Below are 15,946 nucleotides of genomic sequence, written 5' to 3' on the forward strand. Positions count from 1 at the left end.
GTGCCAAAAAATAAACTTTATTTTTTATAATAGTTATTCATTCACCGGATTTACATGTACCATACAATGTTTCACATCTCTGAAACTATTCTCAACTGTATGATGCACATCCTCCGCGATCTCATGTGCTTCAGTCAGGGAAATATCTCCCTCTGCTGAAATCTCAATATCCACATACATCTTGGATCCGAAAAGTCGTGTCTGTAAAAGATCGATTCCTTTCACTCCTTTTACTTCGGAGATTACATTTTTCATGCGCTCCTCTGTTTCTTCATCACAGGAGTGATCTACCATCTTATCTACTGCATCTTTGAAAATCTCTACAGATGCTTTCACAATCAGAACACAAATTGCTACGCTGGCAAGTGGATCCAGGATTGGGAAACCAAGTCTTGCGCCAAGGATACCAACAAATGCACCTACAGAAGACATTGCATCTGAACGGTGATGCCATGCGTCAGCCATTAATGCGCCGGAATTGATCTTCTTCGCTGCTCCTCTTGTATACCAAAACATCCACTCTTTTGCCACAACAGAAACAACTGCTGCAATCAGCGCCAGTGTTCCCGGAATTGCAATACTCTCGCCGGATGTACTCTTGATAATGTTCTCAATTCCACTCATACCGATTCCGATACCAGTTGCCAGAAGCAGTCCGGACAGGATAATGGAGGATACACATTCCATTCTTTCATGTCCATACTGGTGCTCTTTATCAGATTTCTTACTGGATAAATTCACACCGACGATTACTACGAAAGTACTTCCCACATCAGATGCAGAATGAATCGCATCTGAAATCATGGCACCTGAATGAGCCAGGATTCCTGCCAGTAATTTGAATAATGAAAGTAAAAGATTCACTGCAATGCTCACACCGGACACTTTCATTGCCACCTTGTGTTCCCATGCAGGCTCCTCTTTCTTAGTTGTCGTGTTGCTTTCTGTCTGTGCTGACATTGCTGTCATATTTAATTGTCTTGTCTGTTCCATAACCAGGACCTCCTTAAATTTGCTTCAAACATAAGTACTCTCAGGTCTTTTTATTACCTGCTCTTTTCTTACTTATCTTTGAGTTTACAGGTTCTTCTTATGTCACATACATTGCGTCATGATCATAAAAAATTTCTTTCTTAAGATCATGTCTTATCAAAGTGCGGTCTTCCCGGGGTCTTTTTGTACTTCGGGATCACATCTGTACCAGATAAATTTCTTCCGGACATCTGTTTCCAGATAAACAAAAAGACACACCTGCGGAACATACACTGTCCCACAGATATGTCTGAAAAGTTCATATCTGCTGCCACTTACGCGGCCCGGCCCCACGCCCTCGATATCTGATACTCTCGGGCATCGCCTGCTCAGTTTGTACTGTTGATCTCGCATTCTGTTATTGAATGTAATGCAGTGCAAAGAGAATAAAAATTGCTGTATTTCATTCACTATATAAATTATAGAAATAAATCCACAAAATCAATTGAATAAACAGCTCTGTAAGCTGTATTCCTCTGACTTTTATAGATGATACACTATAGTATATCGGTTAGTCAAGCCAAATGTTATTGAGAATTATTATCATTTCATTCACGGTGCCAATCATAAAAACACTCCTGAAAACTTTGGAGCACGATACTTATGACACAATATTCTGCAGCCATACCCCTTTCTTAACCAGCACAAATCCAATCACACATTTAATCAGATCTGCCAGCTGTACACAAGCATAAATCGCCAGCACATGAATTTCTGTAAAGCGGCTCAACACAAACGCGATCGGCACACTGACACACCAGATAAATACACTGTCAAACAGGAATGTAATAATCGTCTTTCCACCGGAACGCAGAGTAAAGTAAGTCGCATGCAGAAACGCATTCTGCGGCATAAAAAACGCAGTAATCATAATCAGATACTTCGCCAGCTCTCTCGCCTCATCATTGGTATTATAAAGCATCGGAAACAGCGGAGCCATAACAAACATCACAATTGCCACACAGGTACAGCACATCACAGAAAACGCTATCATTTTATTATCTGTATCCCGCGCTTTCTTCATATCACCAGCTCCCAGAAGCTGCCCCACAATGATCGCAACAGAATCTCCCAGTGCAATAAATACGATATTAAACACATTATTGATCGTATTGGAAATATTCAGCGAAGCAACCACATTCAGTCCACGCACAGAATAACACTGTGTCAGCATCGCCATGGCAGAAGCCCACAACGTCTCATTAAACAACAGCGGTGTCCCCTTGACCAGAATCTTCTTCGTCAGATTCGCCGGAACTTTAAGCGTACTGTACAGCCCCTTTGCAAACGCATTCTTCTCCGTGTGTCTGTGCGTCCAACTGATTACAATCGCCGCCTCCACATAACGAGAAAGCACTGTTGCCACAGCCGCACCTCTTACTCCCAGTCTCGGGAAAAAGAATACTCCATAAATCAGCAGATAGTTAAACAAAAGATTCACACAAATCGCTACAACTCCTGCTTTCATAGGAAGCACAGTTTCTCCACACTCTCTCAGCGTACTGGAATAAATCTGCACCATCATAAACGGCGGCAGGCCAAATAACATAATGGTCAGATACTGCTTTCCATAATTCAATGTATCCGCAACCTGCTGAGCAGTTCCCTCTCCCTGCAGATACATATTGATCAGATTCTCTCCTGCAGTCAGGAACAAAATAATCGTACCAATCGTCAAAATTACAGCCATCCAGAACTTATACCTGAAAGTCTGGCGTACACCTTCATGGTCCTTCTGTCCAAAATACTGCGCCGTAAAAATCCCCGCACCGGATACACCACCGAAAATGCACAGATTATAAACAAAAATCAACTGATTCACGATCGAAGCCCCGGACATCTGCTCCGTCCCGATCCGTCCGATCATAATATTATCCAGCAGACTCACGAAATTCGTGATTCCATTCTGGATCATAATCGGAACAGCCACAGCCAGAACCATCATATAAAACTTCCTGTCACCGATAAACTTCTTACGAAACGATGACCTTTCTTTCGTCCTCTCCATAAAACTTTTCCTCATCCTTCTTCACAAAAATAGACTGTTCTGAGACAGCCCTCGCCTTAAGCGTTGTATCACTTACATTACTATAAAAGCCCCAACATTTCAACCCCATATCAATAAATTCATACTACCATTTTCTATTCCGTTTTTTCTCCACTCCACATCCGATAACACACTTCCGCACTATCATTCACAGTACCAGCCAGTTCACAGCGAAAAAAATAAATGTTTTTAACCACATCTACAGGGGGGGGTGTAGCAACTCTTAGTATTTGGGAATTTGCGTTATGTCAGAAAAATTCACTGTCTGAGCGAAGCGAGTTTGAATTTTTCTGGCATGGTTTTAGAAAATTTCCAAAGGCTTAGAGTTCCTGCCCCCGCAGCCGTGGTTAAAAACATTTATTTTTCTTCGCGTCCCCTTTGAAACCATAAAAAAGCTGTCGTCCCCAATAAATGAGGAAAACGACAGCTTTTCAAAAAGTATTTGCAAGCCTATTTAATAGCACCCTCAACCATACCATTCATAATCTGCTTCTGAGCAAGCAGGAATACGATGATCATCGGAATCATTGCCAGGAGTGCTGCAGTAAGGATCAGATCCCACTGCTTAACATAAGAACCAACAAACGCCTGTACAGCAACCGGAAGAGTCTTAACCTTACCATTCTGTCCTAACATCAGAGAAGGAAGAAGGTAATCGTTCCAGATCCACATACCATTCAGAATAGTAACAGTAACAATAACCGGTTTCAGAAGCGGAAGGATAATGCGGAAGAAAGTTCCCTCAGGAGAACATCCGTCAATCGCTGCAGCTTCTTCCAGTTCATATGGAATACCTTTAATAAAACCAGTTAAGATAAATACTGTCATAGCACCACCGAATCCACAGTATGCAAATACAATACCAGGAATAGACTGAAGCATGTTGATTCCAAGGAATTTACCTACATCACGGAATGTAGAAACCAGAGGAAGCATAACTACCTGGAAAGGAATTGTCATGGATGCGATAAATGTCATGTAAATAACGGTAGACCATTTTGTCTTGTTACGGCAGATAACCCATGCAGCCATACCGCCGAATAAAGCAAGTAATACAAGGGAAACAACTGTAATGATCGCAGATGTTCCGAATGCACTCCAGAAACTGAAGTTGGAGTTGTTGACAACGTTTGAAATATTAGTCTTAAACTGTGCAAAGCTTGCACCTGCAAAGCTTACAGGATTTGCAACAATACCGTTTGCATTCTTAAATGTATTAATAAGTACCAGATAGAAAGGAGATAATATGTACGCTGCGATAACAATCGCAACAGCTGTAAGCACTACCTTTGGAGTTTTCTTCGTAACCATTACATTTCAACCTCCTTCTTATTGGAAATTCTAACCTGAATAATAGATACAGCAGCCAGAATAATGAAGAACAGAATAGCTTTCGCCTGACCAAGTGCATAATTGTTCTTGGAGATTGCTGTATTATAAATATTCAGAGCCAGCATCTGAGTACCGTTTGTCAGATAGTTTCCGAAGAAACTTGCAACAGAACCTGTACCATTTGTCAAAGCCATGTTAACATCGAACTGTTTGAATGCTGATGTTAAGGTAAGGAATGTACAGATTGTAATTGTAGCTGCGATCATCGGAATCTTGATCTTAAATAATGTTGTAACTGCATTTGCGCCATCGATCTGAGATGCTTCCAGTACATCTTTAGGTACCTGTGTCAGACCTGTTACATAGATCAGCATGATATAACCTGCATACTGCCAGATATAAACAACGATGATAGCCATCATAGCTGTGTTTGTCTTTGACAGAAGTGAAATATTATTTGTCATCTTGATCAGTACGTTATTAAATACGAACTGCCATACATAACCAAGTACGATACCGCCGATCAGGTTTGGCAGGAAATAGGAAGCTCTGAAGAATGAGAGTCCCTTAACCTTAGAGGTACAGAGTAAGGCCAGCATAAACGCTACTACATTTACCAGAACCATGTTCAGAACTACAAACAGAATTGTGATGATCAGTGACCAGAGAAAACTTGGTTCATTGAACATTGCCTTATAGTTTGTAAATCCTACAAATCCTGTCATCTTGATTCCATTCCAGTCTGTAAAGGAATAAAACACACCAAGGCATAATGGAATAATAACTGTTACTACAAATGTAAATAACAATGGAAATACAAATATAAAGTTAACGATGCTTCTGTGATGTTTTAATGTCGGGAATAAATACATTCCCAGTAAAATGCCGATTGCACCAATGATCAGCGCCGGACCTCTCCAGCCAGCTCCGCTTCCGGAAATATCCTGGATCAATGCTACTGCCAGTAAAATAATACCGGCGATCAGGCATACCATGGAAATTGCTTTTTTACTAGCACTGTTTGTATTCATTTTGCCTTCATCCTTCCTATTTCTTATTTCAAAGCAAAAATCAATGCGTCTTAGACTTTTTTGCGTACCTGGGTAAAGGTCTGCCGGACCTTTACTCAGGTATGCAGCGCAAATAAAAGTGGGCGGCAACATAAGCGCCGCCCGTTAAGTTTCAATTATTAGTTTGCGTATGCACTCTGGATAACCTGTTCCAGTGTCTTAACGAATCCGGCTTCATCAAGGCTTCCTGCTGCATAATCAGCAAATACCTGACCTGTATAGTTCTGTGCAAGACCTTCTTTCATACCAAGCCAATGCCAAGCAGATGTCTTTCCGGAAGATACATAATCAGTGATTGTCTGAGCAAATGGGTCATCACCAACGATTGTGCAGGACTTGAACGGGCTTACGAAACCAGCTTCTTTAACAAGAACTTCCTGAGCCTCGTCTGTTGTCAGCCACTGAAGGAATGCTTCTGATGCTTCTACATTACCATCTTTATATACTGACCACCAGGATGGAGAGTTTGTAAGGATTGTATCAATTCCATCTTCAAATGCGTATGGAATCATACCAACTTCAAAGTTACCTGCTTCTTTATAAGCATCAGCATCATCACCTGTCATAGTTGCACCGATCCAGGAGCCCTGAGTAACGAATGCATATTTACCGGATGAGAAGTTAAGAATCTGCTGATCATATGTACCGGATACAAGGAGTGCAGGATCTGAATACTGATTCAGAAGGCCTACAAAGTTAGCAAAGTCTGTTAAACGATCTTCATCAACCTTACCGCCGTCATTGAGCATGTCAATGTATGTTGTATCATCTCTGTCAAGACCTGCATCAATATAGTTTGCAAATAAGTGGTTACCTGTTGACCAGTAAAGGTTAACTGGTTCTGCCGCATAACCTACAACTGCTGTAAGTCCAAGTTCATCTTTCTTGGAATCGATTGTCTCAAATGCTTCTTTGATTGCATCAGGACCTGTTAATGTGGAAGGATCGATTCCTGCTTTGTCAAGAATATCTTTGTTATAAGCAAGACCAACTGCTTCTGTTGTATATGGGAAACCGATTGTACCCTGACTCTCATCAACATAAGCTGCATCTGTGTCAGAAGCCCATTCCTGATCGCTCATATCTACTAAAAGGTCTGTCCAGTTAGCAAAGTCTGTAGCGCCGCCGTTTACGAAGATGTCAGGCATGTTATCTGACTGATAGTATCCTTTCAGAGTACCCTGGATATCGATTCCACCGCCCATGGATTCGATTTCTACTTTAGTTCCTGTTTCTTTCTCATACATTTCAGCTAATTTCTTCAGCTGAGCGTCAACTTCGATCTTACCGTTTACAAGACGAATACTGTCACCGTCTGCTGCCTGTACGGATACTGCTGCCGGAACCATTGATGCGATCATAGATACTGCTAAAAGTGTTGCAAATACTTTTTTCTTCATTTTCGTCACCTCGTCATTTTTTTAACTGTTTCTTTTTACCTTTTGCGCATAAGGTTTTTCGATAGTTGTATCATAACACTTTGTTCATGAAATAGCAAGTCCTTTTTCGCATAAGTTTGAATTTTTTTATCTTTCTTTTTCATCATTTGTTAAATATGCACAATTTCTTTTTTCTATCTTATTACACTATGTCCAAAAAAGTGCTACTTTGAGGTCAAAAAAGTACATACTCTTTGGGTTGCGTCCTATAACTTGCAATTCTTTCCTTTCACCAGACAGATAAAAGGCTCCTGTTCAGAACATTACGGAGTAATATCTTATAACATAATAAAACCGGCAAAAGCCGGAAGTCTTGCTTCCTCTTTTGCCGGTTTTTTTTAATTTTCTACTTTTAAAAATGTAGCGGATGCTGCCGGTACTTTCCATTTACCATCTGCATAAGCAGCTTCTCCATTATTGGAATAGACTGACTGCGCATGCTGCGGAATCTGTGCGTCGCATTCTACGTCCTGTCCGGATGGGTTGAGTACGATATAGATTGTCTCGTCTTTTCCGGTTCTCTTGTATACCAGCGGGTATGCAGATTCTTTTACATATACAAATTCCATCGGTGCTGTATTCTGTAATGCCTGATGTTCTTTTCTCACTGCGATCAGTTTCTTCACTTCATCATACAGGCTATTCTTTCCTGCAAGTGCGTCCTCTGCGGTCGGACGGTCTTCATCAGGATCGATCTGAATGTAAAGTTCTTCCGGTTTACAGCTTGAGAATCCTGCGTTAGCACTGTGATCCCACTGCATCGGGCTTCTTGAACCTGTACGGTGGAAACCGCCTTCTACGGATTTGATGCCTGAGAGATATTTCATACCGATTTCATCGCCATAGTAAATGAATGGAGCTCCAGGTACGGATAACAGGAATGCAAATGCAATCTTAATCTCTTCATCATCCAGAGTTTCCTTGATACGGATCATATCGTGGTTTCCGGATGGGATACAGATCAGACCCTCTCTGTTTGTTGCCGCATAGTTTTCTTCATAAGTTTTAACAAATTCAGAGATATCTCCTTTTCCCCTTCTGGAGAAATATGGCTCTTCTACACGGAACAGGTCAAGATAATGAGATGGTCCGAAGTGAAGAAGGAAATCCATATGGAATCCGCCTCTTAATGAGCGGCCCGGCTCGCCCCACTCAGAAAGAAGTGCACATTCCGGGAATTCTTCATCCATAAATTTACGGAAGTCCTGCCATAATGCGATAGTTCCTTCCTGGTCATCATCGTTCTTTACCAGAGATCCTGCCATATCTACACGGAAACCATCACATCCCATAGACATCCAGAAACGCATAACATCTTTCATTGCTTCTCTGGTTGCCATTGGTCCAGGTGCATCCATCGGCTGCTGCCAGTCCTTGTCACATCTTGCAAAACCGAAGTTCAGAGCCGGCTGTACAGAAAAGAAGTTTACTGCACAGCAGCCGTTTCTTTCGGAAAAGCCACGGATGCTTCCACGAATGCTTCCTACATCCTGGAAATCATCCCATACATCATTTGTCCATACATAACGGTCTGTGTATTCATTTTTCTCAGCTTTGCAGGACTCTTTGAACCACTCATGATCTGTGGAAGTATGTCCCGGTACAAGGTCAAGCAGGACTTTCATTCCTTTTTCATGAGCTTTCTGGAAGAGTTCTTTTAAATCTTCGTTTGTTCCGTAACGTGGTGCTACTTTCTTATAGTCAGCAACATCATATCCTGCATCATAGAATGGTGATTCAAAACACGGATTTAACCAGATTCCGTCACATCCTAAATTCTTGATGTAATCCAGTTTACGGATGATTCCCTGGATATTTCCGATTCCGTCTCCGTCTGTATCCAGAAAAGTCTGTGGGTAAATTTCATAAAATACGATGTTTTCTAACCATGATGGCATTCCCATTGTAAAAATCCTCCCTTAAATCTTAGTTTTTCTTGTATGCCTGCGCAATTGGTCATACAGCAAAAAATTCTGATATAAGCAAAAAATATGATATTTTGTAGCAATTTTCTTTTAGCAATTTAATTATATCTCAATTATTCAGGGATCTCCACTGAAATTTTGACTAATTTTTATATTATTTTGACTTTTATCCAAAGAAAGACCATACCTCAACGCTGAAGTATGATCTTTCTCTTATCATCTGTTTTTATTTTTTATGTTGGCTAAATTACTCAACCTGACGACTCTCGTCTGCTTTGTATTCGAAGAAATCGAAGTCTGCACATTTTTTATGAAGTACACGGTCTGCACATGTGATCCCTACCATAGTTCCGGTGAATTCACCGTATTTACAGTATTCATCGGAGAATCTTGTTGTATCGAAAATTCGACCGATCTTCTCATAGTTTTCGCCGTTATAGCTCCACTCAAACCAGGATTTACGTCCTTCGATATAGAGTCTCAGGTAGATCGGTTTGTCTTCTACCGGAATTCTGGTGTTGAGAAATTCTGTTTTTTCACCGTTCTCCAGATGAATAATTGACAGAGCACTCTGTCCAAGAGTCTCACTGTAATATTTGCGGAGATTGATGTAGTTCATATTGTCGTAGTACAGAATCAGACCTGCGCTGTGCTGATGAACTTCAGGTACAAATTCCATCTTTGTGGTGATTCTTGCATAAACGCTGGTAAGCTTACGGGCAAGGATACTTACTTTATTCAGAGATGTACGGGATTCCTGCCCGCGAAGTCTTACATAACCTTTTCGGGCTTTTACATCTGCAAATCTCTGCGGCATGATTCTTGGAGCATAATAGAAGTTTCCAAGTTCGTCTCCGTTAAAATCGTCAAAATCAGGAGTTTTTTCTACCGGATATTCTGGAAGAGAACTTTCCGGCACTTCCAATTTTGCCATGTTGGTCCCGTCTGCCATGCGCAGCCAGTTATCTTCTGTCCACATCATCTTCTGGATAGCAGTTTCACGTCCCAGTGTACAGCGAAGTTCCGGTACAAACGGCCTGGAGCAGAGGTGAACCAGATATACCTCACCTGTAGGCAGTTCTACATAACTTCCATGTCCGGATTTCTGTAAAATGGATTCCGGATTATAATATTTCGGTTTCAGATGATCCGGGTCCTGTCTTTCATAGGATTCACCAGGTACACTGGTAACAATCGGATTCTTAGGATCTTTTTCATATGGTCCCCAGACGTTTTTGGAACGGCCCATTGTAACACAGTGGTTGTATCCTGTACCGCCCTCAGCACACATAATGTAATAGTACTCGCCACGTTTAGTCAGATGCGGTGCTTCGATGCATCCTCTGTCTGTGCCGCCTCTCCAGATTCGTTTCGGGTAACCTACGATTTCTTTCTTTGCAGGATCATATTCTACCATGCAGATTGCACCTGGTTTCTCATATCCTTCTCTTGTCTCCCATTCCAGAGATACAATGTATTTCTTTCCGTTTGTATCATGGAACATAGATGCATCAAAGCCGGAAGAATGCAGATATACAGGTTCGCTCCATGGTCCTTTAATATCTTTCGCGCAGATCATAAAGTTGTCTACGTCGAAGTATCTGGCGTTCATGGAATTCATGACTCCGTAAACAACATAGAACATATCTTCCTGCTCGCAGTAAGTCAGGCATGGTGCCCAGATTCCTTTTGCACTTGGAAGTTTCTTGAGATCTACTTTCTCATCGTCTGTAAGTACATGTATATATAATTCCCAGTTCTTTAAGTCTCTGGAATGATAAACCGGGATTCCCGGGAACCATTCAAAAGTGGAAACTGCAAGGTAATAGTCATCCCCTTTTCTGCAGATGCATGGATCAGGGTTGAAGCCTGGAAGTATCGGGTTCTGGATCATATTCTTTTCCTCCTGTTATTTCTTCTATTCTTATCTGTTTCATTTTGCTGTATTTTCTTTGATGAATTCATATTACCATAAACTCCAAACAGATGTCAGGCATGATAAGAACAAATATATAGGTCGATATTCTCTTTTATTGCTTACATTCCTGATTGCTCATGTCAAGTTAAACAGATAAAATCATCCGCATTCGACAAAAATATGATATGATAATTACCAGATAATTTTCATCGGAGATTTTTGAGAAAGTGAATTGAAATTATGGAAAAAAAAGAAAATTCTTATGAGATTATAGATGTGTCAGATATTACAAATGTACGTTTTTATACCTCCATTGACCAGGGCAGTTATATTCCGCCCCACTGGCACCGGGCTGTGGAGATTATTTACATACAGGAAGGTTCTCTGGATATCACTGTGGAATCCCAAAATTTCACGATCTATCCCGGTGGCTGTACTCTGATCAATGCCAACATTCTGCATTCTACCAAATGTACAAGTCCAAATAAAGCGATTGTTCTGCAGATTCCTGTTGATTTTATGGAAAAATATATTCCAAATATTCAGCAGCTTCTTTTTATGCTGGATCATACAGTTACAGATCCGGTGCGAAAAACTAAAACAGCCATGCTCTGTACTGTCCTGGAGCAGATGCAGATCATCGACGATATCCGTCCGGATGGATTTATCATGCGGTTTAACAGCCTGCTTTTTGAGCTGCTTTTTCAGCTTTACCATAATTTCAGTGTAAAAATGTTCCAAAGCGATCTGAGTCAGAAGAAAAAAGATCTGGACAGATTGAATCTTGTCCTGAAATACATTGCAGATAATTATAAACGGTCAATTTCCCTGGCGGAAATTTCGGAGGTTGCTTATCTGCAGACCGGATATTTCTGCCGCTTTTTTAAGAAACGCATGGGCGTTACATTTCTGGAATATCAGAACGAATATCGGCTTTCTTTTATTTACAGGGATCTGATTTCTACGACAGATCCGGTTCATGTGATCCTGGAACGCCATGGATTTACCAATTATAAGCTCTTTCGGAGAATGTTTCAGGAGCATTTCGGAGACACTCCTACGCAGATACGTAACAGCTATCAATAAACTATAAAAAACAGCATTTCAGGTTCTATGCCCGAAATGCTGTTCTATGTTGTCTGATTTATTTTCTATTCAATTAATCTTATGCTGCCTGGCTGTTTTTCTTATTTGTGACTGTAAACAGATGACTCTTGATCAGTACCGGACGTACTGCATTGTAGATCACTGCTACACGAAACAGAGGACCTTATAATATTTATGATCTTACTCTCAGGCTTCCCTTCATCCTGATCCTGTTATTTATCTGATCAGATTCTTGCTACGCCAGATTTTCTTGCAGCTTCTGCTACAGCTTTCGCTACAGCGTCTTTTACACGTGGGTCAAATGCTGCCGGAAGAATGTATTCTGCGCTTAATTCTTCATCACTTACCAAACCTGCGATGGCATATGCTGCTGCAACTTTCATTTCATCGTTAACATCTGATGCTCTTGCATCCAGTACACCACGGAAGAGTCCCGGGAAGCAAAGTACGTTATTTACCTGGTTCGGATAGTCGGAACGACCTGTAGAAACAACTGCTGCGCCTGCTGCTTTTGCTTCGTCTGGGAAAATCTCAGGTGTCGGGTTAGCACATGCAAAGATGATCGGGTCTTTTGCCATTGTGCGGACCATATCCTGTGTCAGTGTTCCAGGTGCGGATACACCGATGAAGATGTCTGCGCCTTTGATCACTTCTGCAAGAGTACCTTTCTCTTTGTTGAAGTTTGTGATCTTGGCCATTTCTTCTTTGATCGGGTTTAATCCTTCTCTGCCTTCGTAGATCGCACCTTTTCTGTCTGTCATGATTACGTTCTTAAGTCCCATGGACATTAACAGTTTGATGATAGCGATACCTGCTGCACCTGCTCCAGAAGTAACGATCTTAACTTCATCAAGTTTCTTGCCAACCAGTTTCAAAGCGTTGATCACACCTGCAAGTGTGATAACTGCTGTTCCGTGCTGGTCATCATGGAAGATCGGAATATCGCAGCACTCTTTCAGTTTCTTTTCGATCTCAAAGCATCTTGGTGCGGAAATATCCTCAAGGTTAATTCCACCGAATGATCCTGCCAGAAGGCTTACTGTCTTAACGATCTCATCAACGTCTTTGCTTCGAACGCAAAGCGGAATGGCATCTACGCCACCAAATTCTTTAAAGAGCACACATTTTCCTTCCATAAAAGGCATACCTGCTTCCGGTCCGATATCTCCAAGTCCAAGTACTGCTGTTCCGTCTGTAACAACAGCAACAGTGTTCCAGCGTCTTGTTAATTCATAACTCTTATTTACATCCTTCTGGATTTCCAGACAAGGCTGTGCAACACCTGGTGTGTAAGCAAGGCTTAAAGCATCTTTGGAATCAACTTTTGCTCTTGATACAACCTCAATTTTACCTTTTAAGTCATAATGCATTTTTAAAGATTCTTTTGCGTAATCCATTTTCAATTTGGCTCCCTTCTGCACTCTTTTTTTGAGACGCTTACATTGTAACATTTACTGATTGAGGATGCTACTGTTTTTTATGTAAAATATTGACGTTTTTTTATCAAAGTCAGAAAAACAGCATTTTCACATGATTATCTGCGAAAATGCTGTTTCAGTTATTGGACTTTCGTATCTTCATTTCTGCAAATGCTTATCCGGCATTTGATATTTTATCATTTGTTTTGGCCGAAATGTACTTCCGCACTGGCAATGGCACACTCATCCAAAAGCTGTTTGAATGTTTTGGTCTTTGCTTTTTCTTCGTAGTCTTCGGACCAGTAATAGCCCTTCAGTTCATCCATGTATTCATAGTAATCTCAAATGGTGTCTTGGTCAGAGATGTAACTCCATTACCGTCGCTGTCTACAGCCTGAATTTCTATTGTTTCTGTCTGTGCATTATTTTTCTCAACAGGAATTGTGAAATCCCAGTCTCCGTCTACCCACCAGTTTTCGTATTTATTCGGATGTTTATTTACATCAGGATAAAGTTTTGTATATTTATTATACATTTCCTGATCGATCAGCCTTAATGTTTCCTGCTGTTCTTCCGTGAAATTCTCATAGTCATCCTCGTTTAGCCCCGCATCTGCAACTGCCTGATCACGTTCATCTCTCAGCTCCTGTGGAATATCAGGTACTGTTTGCTCTTCTTCAGGTAACTGGCCTGTAATCTGAGAAAATTTCAATTTCAAAGTAAACTGATCTGGAATTTTTATTTCTTTCAGATAGTCTTTTTCATCCGGTGCTCCTGCCGCGATTTCATCCTCCAGAGTCATATTCTCTGCATCATCTATTCCAATTGCTGCAGCCATCTCTTCATTCGTAGCATCATACGGATCATTAATTCCTTTTTCTTTCCAGAATGCTTCCCATGCCGCATCAAATTTCTTCTGTCCCGCAATATCATAAGTGAATTCTGTGTTATCTATACGGAGCACTCCTGCAAATGTATGATCATCGATCAACTGGCCATCCAGAGGCGCATCTATCAGCATATCACCCTCATTAAAATCGCAGTTCATCCACACACTGCCATTATCCAGACGGATATATGGGGTTCCGTCTTCTGTCAGCAGAGTATTCGGGATTTTATCTTCCATGCTGATGACGAGGGATATATACAATGCAGTATCGTTGCAGTATACTTCTGAGACTGTAAATGTTGTACCGTTGTATATCTGGCTCCATTTACTGTCAGTGGTCTCTCCATCCTCAACTGCTGTGGTCTGAGTATTATCACTATTTGAAAATGTTTTCTGCACTGCTCCATTTTGAGTCTCATTATCTGCTGTGTTATCATCCTCTAAAGGTGTCGCATACTTACTGAAATCTCTGGAGAATCCGAGGGAATTGCCGATTTGCTCGAATACATTTCCGACCAAAGGAATGTTCTCTGCAAATGCCGGATTTGTGATATATGCTGCTGAAAATACTGCAGCTGCTGCGGTCATACCGAGGGCAGCTTTGTATACTGTTTTGAATTTTTTGTGCGACTTTGCTGTTCCTCCTGATTTCTTTCTGTAACTTTCTGTTGATTTTTCTGGTAAGCTTCGTGTTGTATCTTTTATATTTTCCGTATGATTTCCAGCATCTGCCGCCATTTCCCTGATTTGGGCAAATGCTGCATTCTTTGCGTCTTCTGCCTGTTTTGGTAATGGGAAATCTGCCTGCATGATTTCCTCGATGGCCTTGTTATCTCTGTTATTGTTATCTCTATTATTCTTTTCTCTGTCAAAATCAAATTTCTTCGCCATGCTCACTTCATCCCTTTCTTGCACTTATTGCTATACTTCCCGTTGTGCCTGCCTGTGTTTTCAGGATTCCATTTCTGTCACCTGCAGATTTTTCTTCTATCTTCAGCAGTTTTCTTTTTTTCGTCTGCTGTGTTTTTTCCTGCAGGTCTGCATTTTCTGCTGGTGCATATTCCTGTTTCAGCTGTACACGGTCTCTTACGAGCCTGGTTTTTACTGTGTTTTCATTCATATTTAATATAGAAGCAATGTCTGCGATCCGAAATCCCTCTACATAATACAGAACCAGTATGATCCTGTAAGATTCGTCCAGCATTCCAAGCATTTCCTTGAACTCAAATTCCGCAATGGACATGTCCTGTCCCGGGACTTCTGGGAGTTCTTCGGCTCTACTGAAGTTCTTGTAGTGCCTGTGGATCTTGTTGCACTCGTTGATCAGAATGCGGATCATCCAGGTTTTGAAATACTCGGGATTTTTCAGAGTATGTATTTTTTCAAAGCAGGTAAGTATGGTATCCTGCATGGCATCTGCGGCATCCTCATCATTATCCAGGATTCCCCTCGCCACCTTGTACATTGCCAGAGAATTCTCTTCCATCAGTTCCAGAAATGCGTCCGCATCTCCGGCGATGGAGCGTTTTACCAACTGTATCAAATGCTGATCCTCCTTGCTTAGAGTTATGTTTCTGTAAATGGGTTTCATTCGAATGAAGTTATATTGTTTTTGTTTTACACTTATTAGATGGGGAATTATAGTGAAAAGTTTCATATTGTTAGGGTCGGGCGGAATCGACCACCCAGAGTCGCTTAGAATTAACCATTTTTAGTCGGATAGAAAAAGCCATTGTATTTTCCTTTTCGTGTTCTAAAATGATGTATGC

The 15,946-nt window shown here is 41.1% G+C and carries 13 protein-coding genes and 1 riboswitch; of the genes, 1 reads left to right on the top strand and 12 read right to left on the bottom strand.

Going from position 1 to position 15,946, the window contains the following annotated elements; translation table 11 throughout:
- Positions 1-33 precede the first annotated feature (33 nt).
- The 8 genes from ACTNES_RS06200 to ACTNES_RS06235 form a co-directional block, all read right to left on the bottom strand.
- The gene (locus ACTNES_RS06200) at positions 34-960 is read right to left on the bottom strand and encodes a cation diffusion facilitator family transporter (RefSeq protein WP_291809597.1); all 927 of its coding nucleotides are present in this window, start codon (positions 958-960) and stop codon (positions 34-36) included.
- A gap of 179 nt (positions 961-1,139) precedes the next feature.
- On the bottom strand, positions 1,140-1,295 hold the full coding sequence (locus ACTNES_RS06205; RefSeq protein ID WP_216460493.1) for a hypothetical protein: 156 nt from the start codon (positions 1,293-1,295) through the stop codon (positions 1,140-1,142).
- A riboswitch (NiCo riboswitch) is annotated at positions 1,264-1,375 on the bottom strand. Its footprint overlaps the gene before it by 32 nt.
- A gap of 258 nt (positions 1,376-1,633) precedes the next feature.
- Positions 1,634-3,040, bottom strand: a complete 1,407-nt coding sequence (locus ACTNES_RS06210; RefSeq protein ID WP_291809588.1) for an MATE family efflux transporter — start codon at positions 3,038-3,040, stop codon at positions 1,634-1,636.
- Between the two features lie 489 nt (positions 3,041-3,529).
- The gene (locus ACTNES_RS06215; protein WP_026649942.1) at positions 3,530-4,390 is read right to left on the bottom strand and encodes a carbohydrate ABC transporter permease; all 861 of its coding nucleotides are present in this window, start codon (positions 4,388-4,390) and stop codon (positions 3,530-3,532) included.
- Complete coding sequence (locus ACTNES_RS06220) at positions 4,390-5,442, bottom strand: carbohydrate ABC transporter permease (protein WP_291809593.1); 1,053 nt, start codon at positions 5,440-5,442, stop codon at positions 4,390-4,392. The genes ACTNES_RS06215 and ACTNES_RS06220 overlap by 1 nt, the downstream gene beginning before the upstream one ends.
- A 158-nt stretch (positions 5,443-5,600) precedes the next feature.
- Positions 5,601-6,842, bottom strand: a complete 1,242-nt coding sequence (locus tag ACTNES_RS06225; protein WP_441038905.1) for an ABC transporter substrate-binding protein — start codon at positions 6,840-6,842, stop codon at positions 5,601-5,603.
- A 416-nt stretch (positions 6,843-7,258) separates the two neighbouring features.
- Positions 7,259-8,824, bottom strand: a complete 1,566-nt coding sequence (locus ACTNES_RS06230) for an alpha-amylase family glycosyl hydrolase (RefSeq protein ID WP_320813834.1) — start codon at positions 8,822-8,824, stop codon at positions 7,259-7,261.
- Between the two features lie 268 nt (positions 8,825-9,092).
- The gene (locus ACTNES_RS06235) at positions 9,093-10,739 is read right to left on the bottom strand and encodes a glycoside hydrolase family 43 protein (protein WP_441038896.1); all 1,647 of its coding nucleotides are present in this window, start codon (positions 10,737-10,739) and stop codon (positions 9,093-9,095) included.
- Positions 10,740-11,003: 264 nt separating this feature from the next.
- Here ACTNES_RS06235 and ACTNES_RS06240 point away from each other — a divergent pair, with 264 nt between their 5' ends.
- Positions 11,004-11,849 carry an AraC family transcriptional regulator gene (locus ACTNES_RS06240; protein WP_300334932.1) on the top strand — a complete coding sequence of 282 codons (846 nt, stop codon included), beginning with the start codon at positions 11,004-11,006 and terminating at the stop codon, positions 11,847-11,849.
- Between the two features lie 245 nt (positions 11,850-12,094).
- Here the strand turns inward: ACTNES_RS06240 and ACTNES_RS06245 are convergent, their stop codons facing one another.
- The 4 genes from ACTNES_RS06245 to ACTNES_RS06260 all read right to left on the bottom strand — a co-directional run bounded on the left by ACTNES_RS06245 (position 12,095) and on the right by ACTNES_RS06260 (position 15,720).
- A complete protein-coding gene (locus ACTNES_RS06245) occupies positions 12,095-13,267 on the bottom strand; it encodes an NAD(P)-dependent malic enzyme (protein ID WP_441038898.1) in 1,173 nt (390 codons plus the stop codon).
- Positions 13,268-13,485: 218 nt separating this feature from the next.
- Positions 13,486-13,614: a hypothetical protein gene (locus ACTNES_RS06250; RefSeq protein ID WP_291809264.1), complete on the bottom strand. Its 129-nt coding sequence runs from the start codon at positions 13,612-13,614 to the stop codon at positions 13,486-13,488.
- Complete coding sequence (locus ACTNES_RS06255; protein ID WP_441038900.1) at positions 13,602-15,068, bottom strand: DUF4179 domain-containing protein; 1,467 nt, start codon at positions 15,066-15,068, stop codon at positions 13,602-13,604. The genes ACTNES_RS06250 and ACTNES_RS06255 overlap by 13 nt, the downstream gene beginning before the upstream one ends.
- Positions 15,069-15,075: 7 nt before the next feature.
- Positions 15,076-15,720, bottom strand: a complete 645-nt coding sequence (locus ACTNES_RS06260; RefSeq protein ID WP_291809253.1) for an RNA polymerase sigma factor — start codon at positions 15,718-15,720, stop codon at positions 15,076-15,078.
- Positions 15,721-15,946 lie beyond the last annotated feature (226 nt).

The sequence above is a fragment of the Blautia sp. HCP3S3_D9 genome, from assembly GCF_052063845.1.
Classification (GTDB): domain Bacteria; phylum Bacillota; class Clostridia; order Lachnospirales; family Lachnospiraceae; genus Blautia_A.

Excerpts from the sequence above, each read along its gene's own strand:
- ACTNES_RS06250 (WP_291809264.1), bottom strand. The coding sequence starts at position 13,614 with ATGGATGAACTGAAGGGCTATTACTGGTCCGAAGACTACGAAGAAAAA.
- ACTNES_RS06240 (WP_300334932.1), top strand. The coding sequence starts at position 11,004 with ATGGAAAAAAAAGAAAATTCTTATGAGATTATAGATGTGTCAGATATT.
- ACTNES_RS06225 (WP_441038905.1), bottom strand. The coding sequence starts at position 6,842 with ATGATCGCATCAATGGTTCCGGCAGCAGTATCCGTACAGGCAGCAGAC.
- ACTNES_RS06210 (WP_291809588.1), bottom strand. The coding sequence starts at position 3,040 with ATGGAGAGGACGAAAGAAAGGTCATCGTTTCGTAAGAAGTTTATCGGT.
- ACTNES_RS06205 (WP_216460493.1), bottom strand. The coding sequence starts at position 1,295 with ATGAACTTTTCAGACATATCTGTGGGACAGTGTATGTTCCGCAGGTGT.
- ACTNES_RS06255 (WP_441038900.1), bottom strand. The coding sequence starts at position 15,068 with ATGGCGAAGAAATTTGATTTTGACAGAGAAAAGAATAATAGAGATAAC.
- ACTNES_RS06215 (WP_026649942.1), bottom strand. The coding sequence starts at position 4,390 with ATGGTTACGAAGAAAACTCCAAAGGTAGTGCTTACAGCTGTTGCGATT.
- ACTNES_RS06235 (WP_441038896.1), bottom strand. The coding sequence starts at position 10,739 with ATGATCCAGAACCCGATACTTCCAGGCTTCAACCCTGATCCATGCATC.
- ACTNES_RS06220 (WP_291809593.1), bottom strand. The coding sequence starts at position 5,442 with ATGAATACAAACAGTGCTAGTAAAAAAGCAATTTCCATGGTATGCCTG.
- ACTNES_RS06200 (WP_291809597.1), bottom strand. The coding sequence starts at position 960 with ATGTCAGCACAGACAGAAAGCAACACGACAACTAAGAAAGAGGAGCCT.
- ACTNES_RS06245 (WP_441038898.1), bottom strand. The coding sequence starts at position 13,267 with ATGGATTACGCAAAAGAATCTTTAAAAATGCATTATGACTTAAAAGGT.
- ACTNES_RS06230 (WP_320813834.1), bottom strand. The coding sequence starts at position 8,824 with ATGGGAATGCCATCATGGTTAGAAAACATCGTATTTTATGAAATTTAC.